The following is a 12,350-nucleotide window of genomic DNA, read 5'->3' as shown; positions in this document are numbered from 1 at the left end:
CTTCCTCGGTCGGGCGGGAGACTAGAGGAAGATTATGCCGAATTGAAGGGCTTCGCGGCCACAGCGGCGCAGGAAAGCGCCGCTATCACACGCTGTTAGCGCGTCGGCACCGGGCGATGCACCACGTCGCGCAGCGCCTTGTGGATATATTCGTTGCCGGCGACCACTGTGCCGGTATCGAACATGGCATTGCCGCCGTCGAGATCGGTTGCATAACCGCCAGCTTCGCGAATCAGGAGAAGGCCGGCTGCGAGATCCCAGGGCATGAGGTCGCGCTCCCAGAAACCGTCGAAACGGCCGGCTGCGACATAGGCGAGGTCGAGCGAGGCGGAGCCGAGGCGGCGCATGCCGGCGACTTCGCCCATGACGTGGCGCAGCTCGACGAGGAACTTGCCGTGGTTGCCGCGGCCGAGATGCGGCACGCCGCAGCCGATGACGGCATCCGACAGGTTCTTGCGGGCCGCGACGCGCAGGCGGCGATCATTGACGAAGGCGCCGCCGCCGCGCTCGGCGGTGAAGAGCTCGTCGGTCGCCGGGTTCAGCACCACGGCCGCGACGATCTCGCCATTGCGCTCCAGCGCGATCGAGACCGCGAAGGCCGGAATGCCGTGCAGGAAGTTGGTCGTGCCGTCGAGCGGATCGACGATCCAGCGATGCGCGCCGTCCGTGCCGATGATCTCCTCGGATTCCTCGCCGAGGAAGCCATAGGTCGGCCGCGACTTCAGCAGTTCCTCGCGCAGCAGCTTCTCGGCCTTGCGGTCGGCCTGCGAGACGTAGTCGCCCGGACCTTTGAGCGAAACCTGCAGGTTCTGCACTTCGCCGAAATCGCGGGCGAGCGACTTGCCGGCCTTGAAGGCGGCCTGAACCATGACGTTGAGAAGTGCTGAACGAGCCATGTAACAAAAATCCTTCGGGAATGTCCGGCGCTTCGGAACGGCAAGCCGCGGCGCGAAAACGCGCCAGGACCGGAATATGGCGCCTCAAGACCACAAATCCCCCGAAGTTTCAAGCCTTCAGCCCCTGCATCCGCTGCAATGCAGGGTATGCAATCGCGCAACAGGGTAAATGCGGGAGGCTTCAGGAGCCCGAGCGGTACTTGTTTGCGGCGTCGACTGCCGCCTTCTGCTGGTCGTCGTTGAGGCCGAGGTAGAAATCTTCGAGCAAGGGGTCGTTGAGCCCGGCGCGGCGCGCCAGCACGAACCATTTGGCCGCCTGGATCGGATCGGGCTTCGTTCCAAGCGCATGGATATAGAGCTGAGCGAGCTTGCTCTGGGCGACCGGATTGCCGCCATCGGCTGCGCGCTTCAGCCATTTGAAGCCGGCATCATAGTCGCGCTCGCCGCCCGTGCCGTTCACCAACCAGATGCCGAGATCGAGCTGGGCGGTGTCGTAGCCGGCGCGGGCGGCGCGCAGCAGCCATTCGCGCGCGCGCTTCGTCTTTTCCTCCGGCAGGCCCTTCAGGTTGAGGTAGATCTGCGAGACGGCATATTGCGCATCCGCAATGCCCTGTTCCGCGGATTTCTCATAATAGGGTAGTGCAGCCGCAAGGCCCTTCTCGCCGGGAGAATCCGCCACCAGCACCTGCCCGTAGTTGAATTGCGCCGAGGCATTGCCGAGATCGGCCGATTTCTTCATCAGCTCGTCGGCCTTGGCGCGATCCTCCTTGGAGCGCGAGCGCTCCATCAGCAGGATTGCATATTTGAACATGCCGGTCGGGTCGCCGCCATTGGCCGACTGCTCGTACCAGAACATCGCTTGTTCGCGGTTGCGCTTGACGCCGAGGCCGCGGTCGAGGATTTCCGCCACCAGCGTCTGCGCCGCAGGGTCGCCGAGCTGGGCGCGCGGCAGGGCAAGCTCCATCGCCGTCAGGTAACGGCCGCGCTGGAAAGCGCCGAACGCCTCGTCGATCTTGCCAGTAAACGGCTTTTCCGCCGGCAGCGCCGGCAGATCCGCGCCCATGCGGTCGAGCACGGAGAGGCCGGTCGACGGGCCGTCGGCGGACTTGTCCTCCTCCGCCTTGATGGGGGTCTCTTCCGCGGAGGCAGGCGCGGTCTCCACCAGGGTGTCCTTCTTCGGTATCGTTCCGTTATCGCCGGCGGTGACGGACGGGCCTTTCTTGGCCGTCTGCGCCCAAACGGGCGCGGCCACGAAAACGCCCGTGGCGAGGAACGCCACCGGCACGATACGGCAAGCTTGCAACAAGAGGACCCTGATCATGGCGCCTACTATTGCCCAAACCGTGGCGCTTTTTCGTCAAGCAGCGCGTTGACCGCGGCCACCACATGCGGCGCCTGCGCGGGGTCGGCAAAAACCGCCTTGTCGAGCGCCACGAACTCCGCCCCGGCTTCGGCGACAGCCAGCGCCGATTGCGGATCGGCACCGCCGAGCACGATGCAGGGGATCTCGATCATGGACGCCCACCATTCGGCGAGCGCCACGTTCTTGGGATGCGCCTCCGGCTTGATGTCGCCGCCGATCTTGCCGAAGAAGATATAGTCCGGCTGCACCTCGCCAATCTCCAGCGCCTTGTGCCGGTCGGTCGCATTGCCGCCGCCGACGATGAACTGCGGCGTGAATTTTTCGATCACTTCGCCAAGATCCTGCGCGCCACCCGTCACATGGATGCCGTCGGCCTTCACCCGGCCGGCCACGCGCGTGTCGCCGGCGACGAGCGCTGCGGCGCCGGCCTGCTGGACGATCGCCACTAGCGTCTCGGCATGTTTCTGGAACTGGCTGTCGTCGAGCCCGTATTGCGGCAGGATCACCGAGGCGACATCGCCGCCCTTCAGCGCGCCCTCCAGCATCGCGGCACGCGCGGACAGGTCCTCGCCCTCGGGAAGGATCAGCACCAGGCGGCAGCGGGATTCGACGTCAGACATGAATGTTGCACTTCCTTGAATTTCAGCGGCCGGTCGCGACCTTCGGGGCTCGTCATAACAGATCAAAGCGGATAGACGGAAGAACCAACAGGATCAATCGCCCTCCATGTCCATCGACCCCTCAATCTACTACGCCGCCATACCCGCCGTCATCCTCGTCGGCATGACGAAGGGCGGCATGGGCGAGGCGCTGGCGCTGATGGGCGTGCCGATCCTCGCCATGGCCGTTCCGCCGGTGCAGGCCGCCGCCATTCTGCTGCCGATCCTCGTCGTCATGGATGTCGTTTCGCTCTGGATCTGGCGCGACCACAACGACCGCACGCTCCTGAAGATGCTGCTGCCCGGCGCCCTTGTCGGCGTGGCGATCGGCTGGGCGACATCCGCCTATGTGCCGCGCGATGCGCTGCGCTTCATCATCGGCGTCATCACCGTGCTCTTCGCGATCCGCTACTTCTACAACAGCTACCGCGCGCGCCACGGTTATGTCGTCCAGCCGAAGCCGCATCGCATCGTGCCCGCCGCCTTCTTCGGCACGCTCGCCGGCTATGGCAGCTTCGTCGCCCATTCCGGCGGTGCACCCTTCCAGGTCTACGGCCTGCCGCTGAAACTGCCGCCGCGCGACTATACGGGTGCGGCCGTTCGCTTCTTCGCGATCATCAACTTCATCAAGCTCGGCCCCTATTTCGCGCTCGGCCAGCTCGACACGACGAACCTGACGATCTCGGCGACGCTTGTGCCGCTGGCGATCGCCACGACGGCGCTCGGCGGTTTCGCCGTCAAGCGCATGAAGCCGGATGTCTTCTATCCCTTCATGTATGCCATGGCCTTCATCGCCGGCCTGAAGCTGGTCTACGACGGCATCGTGGCCATTCTCTGAGGCCTGAAATTCAGGCTCTTCGCAGCGCACAAAAAGCTTGCCGCACATGCTGCTTTGCCATAGCTTTCGGCCATGGCGCACCCGGACCCCTTCTCTGCGATTGCCGATCCCAACCGCAGGTTCCTGCTGGAGGAGCTGCGCCGCGCGCCCCGCACGGTCAACGAACTCTCCGAAGGCCTGCCGATCAGCCGCCCGGCGGTGTCGCAACACCTCAAGGCCCTGCTCGACTGCAATCTCGTCAGCGTCAAATCCGAGGGCACCCGGCGCATCTACGCGATCAATGCCAAGGGCTTCGACGGGCTCAATCTCTGGCTCGACCAGTTCTGGTCCTGAACACCTGTTCCAAAACAGAACGCCCCGGCGCGTCGATCGACGGCCAGGGCGCCTGATTGTCTATGACTACGTTTACCGGAGGCAGTTTCGCGAATTGGGCTCCTACCCTGGTCCTCCCATTCAGACCAACTGTTTCGCGACCGTCACTCCATCTGTAACTTTGGAAAAATCCCTGTCTTTCAGTGAGTTGAGGAGCGAAGACGCTCGATCTCATCCTTGATGCGCAGCTTGCGACGCTTGATGTCGGCGATCGTACGATCTTCAGAAGAAGGTTGGTTCATCGCTTCATGCAACTCCTCTTCCAGAGCGAAGTGCTTCTTTTCGAGCGTGGCCAGATGAGCCTCAATCGTCATGTGACAGTTCCTTCCTTTTGCTTGCACCCGGTCATTCGCACGCCGGGTGGTCCAGGTTGCAACAGTTTCAGTGTGCCATGTCATTTTTCATTTGTCGAAGGCGAAAACGTGGCGAGGGATAACTTCCCGTTACCAGGGGTTTCGTGGTACGAGCAGCCTTCATACAGGCTGGGGGACGCGGGTCAGCCGCGCCTCCGACGACGGGGAACGAATAGCATGCCAGACCAGGACCAGGCTGAATTGCGGCTTGCCGTTGCACGGCTGAGGCAAGAACACGAAGACTATGATGCCGCGATCAACGCCATGATCCAGATCGGCTGCGAAGCCCTCAGAATCCAGCGCATGAAGAAGAAGAAACTGGTCATCAAGGACAAGATTTCCAAGATTGAAGACCTGATCATCCCCGACATCATCGCCTGATAAAAAACCGGACGAGAAGCCTTGGACACCACAGAAACGCCCCCCGTCGCCATCATCATGGGAAGCCAGTCCGACTGGGAAACGATGAAGAATGCCGCCGATACGCTCGATGCCCTGGGTGTCGATTACGAGGCACGCATCATTTCGGCGCACCGCACGCCGGACCGGCTCTACAGTTTTGCGCGGGGCGCGAAGGCGGAAGGCTTCAAGATCATCATCGCCGGCGCCGGCGGTGCCGCACACCTGCCCGGCATGGCGGCGGCGATGACGCCGCTGCCGGTCTTCGGCGTGCCGGTCCAGTCCAAGGCGCTCTCCGGCCAGGATAGCCTGCTCTCCATCGTGCAGATGCCGGCCGGCATTCCGGTCGGGACGCTGGCGATCGGCAAGGCGGGCGCGGTCAACGCCGCGCTGCTCGCCGCCGCCGTGCTGGCGCTGAGCGATCCCGAACTCGCCCATCGGCTCGACGAATGGCGCGAGAACCAGTCCAACGCGGTTGCCGAATATCCCGTGGACGGCCCGCTATGAGCGTTCGCACGATCGGCATCATCGGCGGCGGCCAGCTCGGCCGCATGCTCGCCATGGCCGCCGCCCGCCTCAACCTGCGCACCGTCATTCTCGAACCGCAGGCCGATTGTCCGGCCGCACAGGTGGCGAACGCCCAGATCGTCGCGGCCTATGACGACCCGGACGCACTTGCCGAACTCGCCCGGGTCTGCGACGTCGTGACCTACGAATTCGAGAACGTGCCGGTTTCTGCCGCCGAGGCGCTGGCGAAGACCGTTCCGGTCTATCCGCCGCCGCGCGCGCTGGAAGTCTCGCAGGACCGGCTCGTCGAAAAAACCTTCATCCGCGATTGCGGCATCGTCACCGCCGATTTCGCCGCCGTCGACAGCCAGGCAGACCTCGAAGCCGCCCTCGACCGCTTCGGCGGCGTCGGCGTGCTGAAAACCCGCCGGCTCGGTTACGACGGCAAGGGGCAGCGCATGTTCCGCTCGCCGGCCGAAAGCCGCGAGGGCACCTTCGAGGCGCTCGGCGGCGTGCCGCTGATCCTCGAAAGCCTCGTGCCCTTCGAGCGGGAAATCTCGATCATCGCCGCGCGCGACCGCGACGGCACCATCGCCTGCTACGATCCGGCGGAAAACGTCCACCTGAACGGCATCCTGCACACCTCCACCCTGCCCGCCGGCGTCAACGAGGCGACGGCCGACCAGGCCCGCAAGGCGGCGCGCGCCATACTCGACCAGCTCGGCTATGTCGGCGTCATCGGCGTCGAGTTCTTCGTGCTGCAGGATGGCGGGCTCGTCGCCAACGAGATCGCGCCGCGCGTGCACAATTCCGGCCATTGGACGGAAGCCGCCTGCATCGTCTCGCAGTTCGAGCAGCATATCCGCGCCGTGGCCGGCCATGCACTGGGCGATCCCCGCCGCCATTCGGATTGCGTGATGCAGAATCTGATCGGCGACGACATCAACGACGTTCCCGCCTGGCTCGCGCGGCCGGGCGTTCTCGTGCATCTCTACGGCAAGACGGAAGCGCGTCCCGGCCGCAAGATGGGGCATATCACGCAGATTCTCGACTGAAACGCCGTCGCGGCGGTTGGAAAACCGGCCTCGATGGTTGACAGCGGAAATGTGACGGGGTACATGCCTGCCAACCCGAAAGCGCGCCCGAAACGGCGCGTTTTTGATTGAAGAAATCCGGCGAACTCGTGTCGCCCTGCAATACGCGGATCAGAAAAATGAAGATCAAGAATTCGCTCAAGTCGCTCAAGGCTCGCCACCGCGAAAACCGCCTTGTTCGCCGTAAGGGCCGCATCTACATCATCAACAAGCAGAACCCGCGCTTCAAGGCTCGTCAGGGCTGATACGGCGCCGGTCGCCACCCTTTGGGTGTGATGATCGAGAAATATTGATTTGAAGTTCGGCGATGGCGGTCTACCATGACCGCCATGCGCTTTTTCATGCTTTCCACAGTCTGCCTTTCCCTCGCCCTTGCCGGCTTGCCCCCGACCGTCGCGCTTGCGCAGACGGTGGACAAGGCCTCCACCGGCGCCGCCTCCGGTGCTTTCACCACGCACGCCCAGCGGCTCGAAAAACTCTTCGACGAGTTGAAACATGAGGGAAATCCCGATGCCGCGCGCGGCATCGCCGACCAGATCCGCCGGGAATGGCAGGATTCCGGCAGCGCCAGCATCAACCTCCTCATCCAATGGGCCGACAAGGCCATCTCCGAGGAAAAGAACGCCGCCGCGTTCGATTTCCTTGATGAAGCGATTCGCTTGAAGCCGGACTATGTCGAGGGCTGGAACCGCCGCGCGACGCTGCATTTCAAGCTCGGCAACTACCGCAAGTCGATGTCCGACATAAACCGCGTGCTCGCCATCGAGCCCCGGCATTTCGGCGCGCTCGCCGGCATGGCCGCGATCATGGCCCAGACCGGGCGCGACGAGATGGCGATGAAGGCCTGGGAACGTTTCCTGGAGGTCTACCCAACCGAGCGGCAGGCACAGAAGGAAATGGGCGATCTGGCGGAAAAGCTGACCGGCCAGCGCACATAACCCTGGCAAGTGAAAATCCCGGCAAGTGAACCGGCATGGCGCCGGTTGCGTAGATCGGCTATCTGACAGGAAAACCGGACCCTTCCTTGCCCTCCCCTTTCCGCCTCATGCTGCTTGCCATCCTCACCGCTCCCGTCGTCCTCGCGTTCGCCCTCTATGCCTTCACGGCGTGGAAGGCGCGGGCGATCGAGCGGCAATTTCCCAATGTCGGTGAACTTATCGATGTCGGCGGCCTGCGGCTGAACAGCGTCTTCGTGCCCGCCGGCGACAAGGCCGACCTGCCGCCGATCGTCTTTATCCATGGTGCGAGCGGCAACCTGCGCGACCAGATGCATGCCTTCCGGGCAAAGCTGGAGGGCCGCGCCGACCTGCTCTTCCTCGACCGGCCGGGCCACGGCTATTCCGAACGCGGCGGGCCGGAAAATGCCTGGCCGGACGGCCAGGCCCACGCCATCGCCCGGCTGATGGAAAAACGCGGCATCGCCAAGGCGATCATCGTCGGCCATTCCTTCGGCGGCGCCATCGCCGCGAGCTTCGCGCTGGAACATCCGGAGAAGACGGCTGGCCTGCTCTTCCTCGCGCCTGCGACCCATCCCTGGCCCGGCGGCGTCGACTGGTACTATGACCTTGCGAAGATGCCGGTCGTCGGCTGGCTCTTCACCCGCCTCGTCGCGCTGCCGGCCGGCCTTTCGCGCATCGACAGCGGCACGCGCTTCGTCTTCGCCCCGAATGCCCGCCCGGACGATTACATGGAGGCGACGGCCCCCGCCCTGGTGCTGCGCCCCGCCGCCTTCCGCAACAACGCCACCGACGTCGCCAATCTCCTGGACTATGTCCGCCGCGTGCAGCCGCGTTACGCGGAGATCCGCACGCCGACGGTCATCGTCACCGGTGATACGGATGGCGTGGTCTATGAGGAAATCCACTCGCGCGGGCTGGCGCGCGACATCGCGGGGTCGGAACTCATCTGGATCCGCAACCTCGGCCACAAGCCGGATTATGTGGTGACAGACCTCGCCATCGAGGCACTGGAAGAGATCGCCGGCAGGGATCGCGACCTGCAGGAATCAGCAAGGCGGGCCGAAGCCCGCCTTGCAAAGGATCATCAGGAGTAAAGCAACTCCAGGAAAAGTGTGGAGCGGTTTTCCGTCCGGAATTGCGTAGACAGAAGAGCCCGGATCAGACGCCGCTGACGCCGTCCGCGCCGATATAGGCAATGCGCAGCATGTTGGTCGCGCCGGGCGTGCGCAGCGGCACGCCGGCGGAGATGATGATGCGGTCGCCCGGCTTGCCGAACTCTTCGGTCACGACGATGCGGCAGGCGCGGTTGACCATGTCGTCCAGGTCTTCCGCATCACCCGTGACGACGCAGTGCAGGCCCCAGACGACCGAGAGGCGGCGTGCCGTCTCTATGACCGGCGACAGCGCCAGAACCGGCACTTCCGGCCGCTCGCGCGCGGCGCGCAGGCCCGTCGTGCCCGACGAGGTGTAACAGACGATGGCCGACAGCTTCAGCGTCTCGGCGATCTGGCGGGCAGCGAGCGAAATCGCATCGGCACCGGTCGCTTCCGGCGTCGAGCGCTGGGCATAGATGATGCCCGGATAGTGCGGGTCGCGTTCGACCGTGCTGGCGATCGACGCCATGGTGGAGACGGCCTCGACCGGATAGGCGCCGGAGGCGGATTCGGCCGACAGCATGATGGCGTCGGCACCTTCGAAGACGGCGGTGGCGACGTCGGACACTTCGGCGCGCGTCGGCACCGGGGCGGAAATCATCGATTCCAGCATCTGCGTCGCAACGACGACCGGCTTGCCCTGGCGGCGGCAGGCGCGGATGAGCTGCTTCTGGATGCCCGGAACGGCTTCCAGCGGCATTTCCACGCCGAGGTCGCCACGCGCCACCATGAGCGCGTCGGAAAGCTCGATGATCTCCTCGATGCGTTCGATCGCTTGGGGCTTTTCGATCTTCGACATGATGCCGACGCGGCCGCGCGCGATCTTGCGCACTTCGGCCAGGTCCTCGGGGCGCTGGACGAAGGAAAGGGCTACCCAGTCGACGCTGCCGGTCGCGAGCACCGCATCGAGGTCGACGCGGTCCTTCTCGGTCAGCACGCCAACGGCGAGCAGCGTGTCGGGCAGGCTGACGCCCTTGCGGTCGGAGATCTTCGTGCCAGCAATGACGGTGCAGACGATCGCCTTGCCGTCGGCGGATTCGGCGCGCAAATGCAACTTGCCGTCGTCGATCAGCAGGCGGTCGCCGGTCTTGACCGATTCGAGGATTTCCGGATGCGGCAGGAAGACGCGTGTGTTGTCGCCGGGCACGTCCTTGTTGTCGAGCGTGAAGGTCTGCCCGGGCTTCAGCTCTTCCGAGCCGTTGGCAAACTTTCCGACGCGCAGCTTGGGACCCTGCAGGTCGGCGAGAATGCCGATCGGGCGGCCGCAACGGGCTTCGACGGCGCGGATGCGGCTGATCAGCGAGCGCATCAGGTCATGGCTGGCATGGCTCATATTGATGCGGAACAGGTCGGCTCCCGCCTCATGCAGCTTCTGGATCATCTGCTCGTCGGACGAAGCAGGTCCGAGCGTCGCGAGGATTTTGACTTTTCTGTTCCGTCTCATCAGTTCTGGCTTTCCTGGGTCCCTGGCGTATCTGAGAGCTGCACCATCCAGCTCCCCTGTCGGCCCGTGTCATATTCCTTGAAGCCCATGCGCTGGAAACCGCGAGCGAAGCAATCCTGCACACCGGTGATCTTGAACTCGTTTTCGGCAACGCACATGTTGACGTCGCCGGTCCAGCGGCCGCCGCGGGCGGCGTCTTCGGCATAGAGGTAATAGTAGCGCGACTGCAATTCGCCCTCGATCAGCGTGGCGCAGGTCGTGGCAGGAACCTGCCACCAGCCTTCGGTCATCCAGCCTTCCTTGGCACGGTAACCGATGGCGACGCCGACAAGGTTCTGCGTGCCGTTGCAAACGCGGAAATCGGCCTTCGCCTCATCCGGCGCGGAAAGGGCGGCGAACCCCGTGAAAACGAAAAGGCCGGCCTGGAGAAGGCAGCGGGCTTTCGGGAAAAACGGGCGGTGGCTCTTGGCTCTCACGGCTTCCGATGCAACTCCGTTGATTTGAATATGCGCTTTCTTGCGACGGCGGGGCATGAATGTCAACGCAACACTACTGCGCCGCGCGTCATTCGATGACGCCCGGAGGACGCCGCCGAAATTTCAATCTGCCGCATAGCTTCCTGCATCGTTTTAGATACGGGAAGCTATGCGGCGGTCGATTACACTTTCACGACAACAAGGGTAATCATTCGGGCGACCACGGGCGTCCAGCCTTGCGGGGCGCAACGCCCCGTGCGATCAGTCGGCATCGGCGGCGCACATTCGGCTGAAATCATGCAGGACCATCCCCCCTTCGAGATCATTGACGGCGATACCAGCCTCGGGCTGGTCATCCTGGCGGACCACGCCACGAACCTCCTTCCCGAACGCTACGGCCGCCTCGGCCTGCCCGAAAGCGCCTTCGAGCGCCACATCGCCTATGACATCGGCGTCGAAGGCGTCGTGCGCGGTCTCAACGCCCGGCTGAACGCGCCGGTGATCATGAGCCGCTTCTCGCGCCTCCTGATCGACCCCAACCGCGGCGAGGACGACCCGACGCTCGTCATGCGCATTTCCGACGGCGCGATCGTTCCAGGCAACCACCCGATCACGCCCGAAGAATGGCAATACCGGCTGCTGACCTTCCACCGCCCCTATCACGATGCCGTGTCCCGCACGATCGGCACGGTAGCGGCGCGCACCGGCAAGGCGCCGCTCGTCATCTCCATGCATTCCTTCACGCCGGCCTGGAAGGGCGTCGCCCGCCCCTGGCAGGTGACCGTGCTGTGGGACACCGACCATCGCGCGGTGCGCCCGTTGGTGGCCGGGCTGGAGGCATTGGGCGACGTGGTGGTGGGCGACAACGAGCCCTATGACGGCGCGCTGCGTGGCGACACCATGTTCCGCCATTGCATGAAGCCCGGCATTGCGCATGCGCTGATCGAAATCCGCCAGGACGAGATCGGCAATGAAACCGGCATCGCCCGCTGGGTCGAACGCCTCGCGCCCATCCTGGCCCGGTTGAATGCGGACCCGGCGCTGCACACATACGAGATATTCCCCTCCCGCACCGGACCCTATTGAGGCCAAGACGATGACCGACCTGAGCAAGGACCAGCAGACCGAATTCGAGGCGGCCGCCTTCCGGCGCCTGCTGAAACACCTCAACGAGCGCAGCGACGTGCAGAACATCGACCTGATGAACCTTGCCGGCTTCTGCCGCAACTGCCTGTCGAACTGGTATCGCGAGGCGGCCAACGAGGCGGGCGTCGCCCTCGACAAGGAAGCGTCGCGCGAAATCGTCTACGGCATGCCCTACGAGGAATGGCGCGCGCTTCACCAGCGCGAGGCGAGCGACACGCAGAAGGCGGCCTTCGAGGTCAACCGCCCGAAGGAATGAGGCCACAGGCCCGACGAAAATGGGTGGGGACCGCGCGATAGGCCTTGATCTTGCCGGAAGTTCGCGGCAAGTCACGGCACCTTCGAATTTCAAAGTCTACCCAAGGAGATTATCATGTCGGATGCCCACGGCGTCGCCCGCGACCAGCTTCGCGCGTTCATCGAGCGGATCGAGCGCCTCGAGGAAGAAAAGAAAACCATCGCCGACGACATCAAGGACGTCTATGGCGAAGCCAAGGGCACCGGTTTCGACACCAAGATCCTGCGCAAGGTCATCCAAATCCGCAAGCAGGACAAGGACGAGCGCATGGAGCAGGAAGCGATCCTCGACACCTACCTCCAGGCCCTCGGCATGATCGCGGCACCCGCGGACGCCGAATAAGGTTTTTGAAAGCCAAAGAAAAAGCCCGCCGGATCGCTCCGGCGGGCTTTTTT

General features: G+C 64.1%; 17 protein-coding genes. 11 read left to right on the top strand and 6 right to left on the bottom strand.

Annotation, left to right across the window (positions count from 1 at the left end):
* Positions 1-95: 95 nt before the first annotated feature.
* From AC1Q6Z_RS02070 to AC1Q6Z_RS02060, 3 genes are all read right to left on the bottom strand, one after another.
* Complete coding sequence (locus tag AC1Q6Z_RS02070) at positions 96-896, bottom strand: inositol monophosphatase family protein (RefSeq protein WP_256120962.1); 801 nt, start codon at positions 894-896, stop codon at positions 96-98.
* Between the two features lie 181 nt (positions 897-1,077).
* A complete protein-coding gene (locus AC1Q6Z_RS02065) occupies positions 1,078-2,217 on the bottom strand; it encodes a tetratricopeptide repeat protein (RefSeq protein WP_492646570.1) in 1,140 nt (379 codons plus the stop codon).
* Between the two features lie 8 nt (positions 2,218-2,225).
* Complete coding sequence (locus AC1Q6Z_RS02060; RefSeq protein ID WP_492646569.1) at positions 2,226-2,879, bottom strand: thiamine phosphate synthase; 654 nt, start codon at positions 2,877-2,879, stop codon at positions 2,226-2,228.
* Between the two features lie 106 nt (positions 2,880-2,985).
* On the opposite strand from AC1Q6Z_RS02060, the gene AC1Q6Z_RS02055 reads away from it, so the two are divergent.
* Both AC1Q6Z_RS02055 and AC1Q6Z_RS02050 read left to right on the top strand, forming a co-directional pair.
* A complete protein-coding gene (locus tag AC1Q6Z_RS02055) occupies positions 2,986-3,756 on the top strand; it encodes a sulfite exporter TauE/SafE family protein (RefSeq protein WP_492646568.1) in 771 nt (256 codons plus the stop codon).
* Positions 3,757-3,828: 72 nt separating this feature from the next.
* Entirely contained in the window at positions 3,829-4,089 is a 261-nt protein-coding gene (locus AC1Q6Z_RS02050; RefSeq protein ID WP_319320945.1) for an ArsR/SmtB family transcription factor, read from the top strand.
* Between the two features lie 179 nt (positions 4,090-4,268).
* Here AC1Q6Z_RS02050 and AC1Q6Z_RS02045 read toward each other — a convergent pair whose 3' ends face one another.
* Positions 4,269-4,442 carry a YdcH family protein gene (locus AC1Q6Z_RS02045; RefSeq protein ID WP_256120957.1) on the bottom strand — a complete coding sequence of 58 codons (174 nt, stop codon included), beginning with the start codon at positions 4,440-4,442 and terminating at the stop codon, positions 4,269-4,271.
* 216 nt (positions 4,443-4,658) lie between these two features.
* Between AC1Q6Z_RS02045 and AC1Q6Z_RS02040 the strand changes: the two genes are divergently transcribed.
* The 6 genes from AC1Q6Z_RS02040 (at position 4,659) to AC1Q6Z_RS02015 (ending at position 8,534) form a co-directional block, all read left to right on the top strand.
* The gene (locus AC1Q6Z_RS02040; RefSeq protein WP_256120956.1) at positions 4,659-4,862 is read left to right on the top strand and encodes a YdcH family protein; all 204 of its coding nucleotides are present in this window, start codon (positions 4,659-4,661) and stop codon (positions 4,860-4,862) included.
* A gap of 57 nt (positions 4,863-4,919) precedes the next feature.
* Entirely contained in the window at positions 4,920-5,387 is a 468-nt protein-coding gene (gene purE / locus AC1Q6Z_RS02035; RefSeq protein ID WP_256121020.1) for a 5-(carboxyamino)imidazole ribonucleotide mutase, read from the top strand.
* Positions 5,384-6,442: a 5-(carboxyamino)imidazole ribonucleotide synthase gene (locus tag AC1Q6Z_RS02030; protein ID WP_492646567.1), complete on the top strand. Its 1,059-nt coding sequence runs from the start codon at positions 5,384-5,386 to the stop codon at positions 6,440-6,442. The genes purE and AC1Q6Z_RS02030 overlap by 4 nt, the downstream gene beginning before the upstream one ends.
* 158 nt (positions 6,443-6,600) lie before the next feature.
* Complete coding sequence (gene ykgO, locus AC1Q6Z_RS02025; protein ID WP_024271182.1) at positions 6,601-6,726, top strand: type B 50S ribosomal protein L36; 126 nt, start codon at positions 6,601-6,603, stop codon at positions 6,724-6,726.
* Positions 6,727-6,801: 75 nt separating this feature from the next.
* On the top strand, positions 6,802-7,419 hold the full coding sequence (locus AC1Q6Z_RS02020) for a tetratricopeptide repeat protein (RefSeq protein WP_256120954.1): 618 nt from the start codon (positions 6,802-6,804) through the stop codon (positions 7,417-7,419).
* A 107-nt stretch (positions 7,420-7,526) separates the two neighbouring features.
* Complete coding sequence (locus AC1Q6Z_RS02015; protein WP_492647229.1) at positions 7,527-8,534, top strand: alpha/beta fold hydrolase; 1,008 nt, start codon at positions 7,527-7,529, stop codon at positions 8,532-8,534.
* 64 nt (positions 8,535-8,598) lie between these two features.
* Here the strand turns inward: AC1Q6Z_RS02015 and pyk are convergent, their stop codons facing one another.
* A complete protein-coding gene (gene pyk / locus AC1Q6Z_RS02010) occupies positions 8,599-10,038 on the bottom strand; it encodes a pyruvate kinase (protein ID WP_492646566.1) in 1,440 nt (479 codons plus the stop codon).
* A complete protein-coding gene (locus AC1Q6Z_RS02005; RefSeq protein ID WP_413818683.1) occupies positions 10,038-10,514 on the bottom strand; it encodes a DUF1036 domain-containing protein in 477 nt (158 codons plus the stop codon). Before AC1Q6Z_RS02005 ends, pyk begins: the two co-directional genes overlap by 1 nt.
* 297 nt (positions 10,515-10,811) lie before the next feature.
* Here AC1Q6Z_RS02005 and AC1Q6Z_RS02000 point away from each other — a divergent pair, with 297 nt between their 5' ends.
* The 3 genes from AC1Q6Z_RS02000 (at position 10,812) to AC1Q6Z_RS01990 (ending at position 12,297) form a co-directional block, all read left to right on the top strand.
* Positions 10,812-11,600 (top strand): N-formylglutamate amidohydrolase, encoded by a 789-nt coding sequence (locus AC1Q6Z_RS02000; protein WP_492646565.1) that lies wholly within the window; start codon positions 10,812-10,814, stop codon positions 11,598-11,600.
* Between the two features lie 10 nt (positions 11,601-11,610).
* The gene (locus AC1Q6Z_RS01995; protein ID WP_256120951.1) at positions 11,611-11,916 is read left to right on the top strand and encodes a DUF1244 domain-containing protein; all 306 of its coding nucleotides are present in this window, start codon (positions 11,611-11,613) and stop codon (positions 11,914-11,916) included.
* 114 nt (positions 11,917-12,030) lie between these two features.
* Positions 12,031-12,297, top strand: a complete 267-nt coding sequence (locus tag AC1Q6Z_RS01990) for a DUF2312 domain-containing protein (RefSeq protein WP_256120950.1) — start codon at positions 12,031-12,033, stop codon at positions 12,295-12,297.
* Positions 12,298-12,350: the final 53 nt, after the last annotated feature.

The organism is Shinella sp. GW835-FHT14H05 (assembly GCF_058793575.1).
This window is presented reverse-complemented; position numbering and strand designations above follow the sequence as displayed.

What these genes read in the sequence shown, in the direction of transcription:
- AC1Q6Z_RS02070 (WP_256120962.1), bottom strand. Translation starts at nt 896, where the DNA reads ATGGCTCGTTCAGCACTTCTCAACGTCATGGTTCAGGCCGCCTTCAAG.
- AC1Q6Z_RS02065 (WP_492646570.1), bottom strand. Translation starts at nt 2,217, where the DNA reads ATGATCAGGGTCCTCTTGTTGCAAGCTTGCCGTATCGTGCCGGTGGCG.
- AC1Q6Z_RS02060 (WP_492646569.1), bottom strand. Translation starts at nt 2,879, where the DNA reads ATGTCTGACGTCGAATCCCGCTGCCGCCTGGTGCTGATCCTTCCCGAG.
- AC1Q6Z_RS02055 (WP_492646568.1), top strand. Translation starts at nt 2,986, where the DNA reads ATGTCCATCGACCCCTCAATCTACTACGCCGCCATACCCGCCGTCATC.
- AC1Q6Z_RS02050 (WP_319320945.1), top strand. Translation starts at nt 3,829, where the DNA reads ATGGCGCACCCGGACCCCTTCTCTGCGATTGCCGATCCCAACCGCAGG.
- AC1Q6Z_RS02045 (WP_256120957.1), bottom strand. Translation starts at nt 4,442, where the DNA reads ATGACGATTGAGGCTCATCTGGCCACGCTCGAAAAGAAGCACTTCGCT.
- AC1Q6Z_RS02040 (WP_256120956.1), top strand. Translation starts at nt 4,659, where the DNA reads ATGCCAGACCAGGACCAGGCTGAATTGCGGCTTGCCGTTGCACGGCTG.
- purE (WP_256121020.1), top strand. Translation starts at nt 4,920, where the DNA reads ATGGGAAGCCAGTCCGACTGGGAAACGATGAAGAATGCCGCCGATACG.
- AC1Q6Z_RS02030 (WP_492646567.1), top strand. Translation starts at nt 5,384, where the DNA reads ATGAGCGTTCGCACGATCGGCATCATCGGCGGCGGCCAGCTCGGCCGC.
- ykgO (WP_024271182.1), top strand. Translation starts at nt 6,601, where the DNA reads ATGAAGATCAAGAATTCGCTCAAGTCGCTCAAGGCTCGCCACCGCGAA.
- AC1Q6Z_RS02020 (WP_256120954.1), top strand. Translation starts at nt 6,802, where the DNA reads ATGACCGCCATGCGCTTTTTCATGCTTTCCACAGTCTGCCTTTCCCTC.
- AC1Q6Z_RS02015 (WP_492647229.1), top strand. Translation starts at nt 7,527, where the DNA reads ATGCTGCTTGCCATCCTCACCGCTCCCGTCGTCCTCGCGTTCGCCCTC.
- pyk (WP_492646566.1), bottom strand. Translation starts at nt 10,038, where the DNA reads ATGAGACGGAACAGAAAAGTCAAAATCCTCGCGACGCTCGGACCTGCT.
- AC1Q6Z_RS02000 (WP_492646565.1), top strand. Translation starts at nt 10,812, where the DNA reads ATGCAGGACCATCCCCCCTTCGAGATCATTGACGGCGATACCAGCCTC.
- AC1Q6Z_RS01995 (WP_256120951.1), top strand. Translation starts at nt 11,611, where the DNA reads ATGACCGACCTGAGCAAGGACCAGCAGACCGAATTCGAGGCGGCCGCC.
- AC1Q6Z_RS01990 (WP_256120950.1), top strand. Translation starts at nt 12,031, where the DNA reads ATGTCGGATGCCCACGGCGTCGCCCGCGACCAGCTTCGCGCGTTCATC.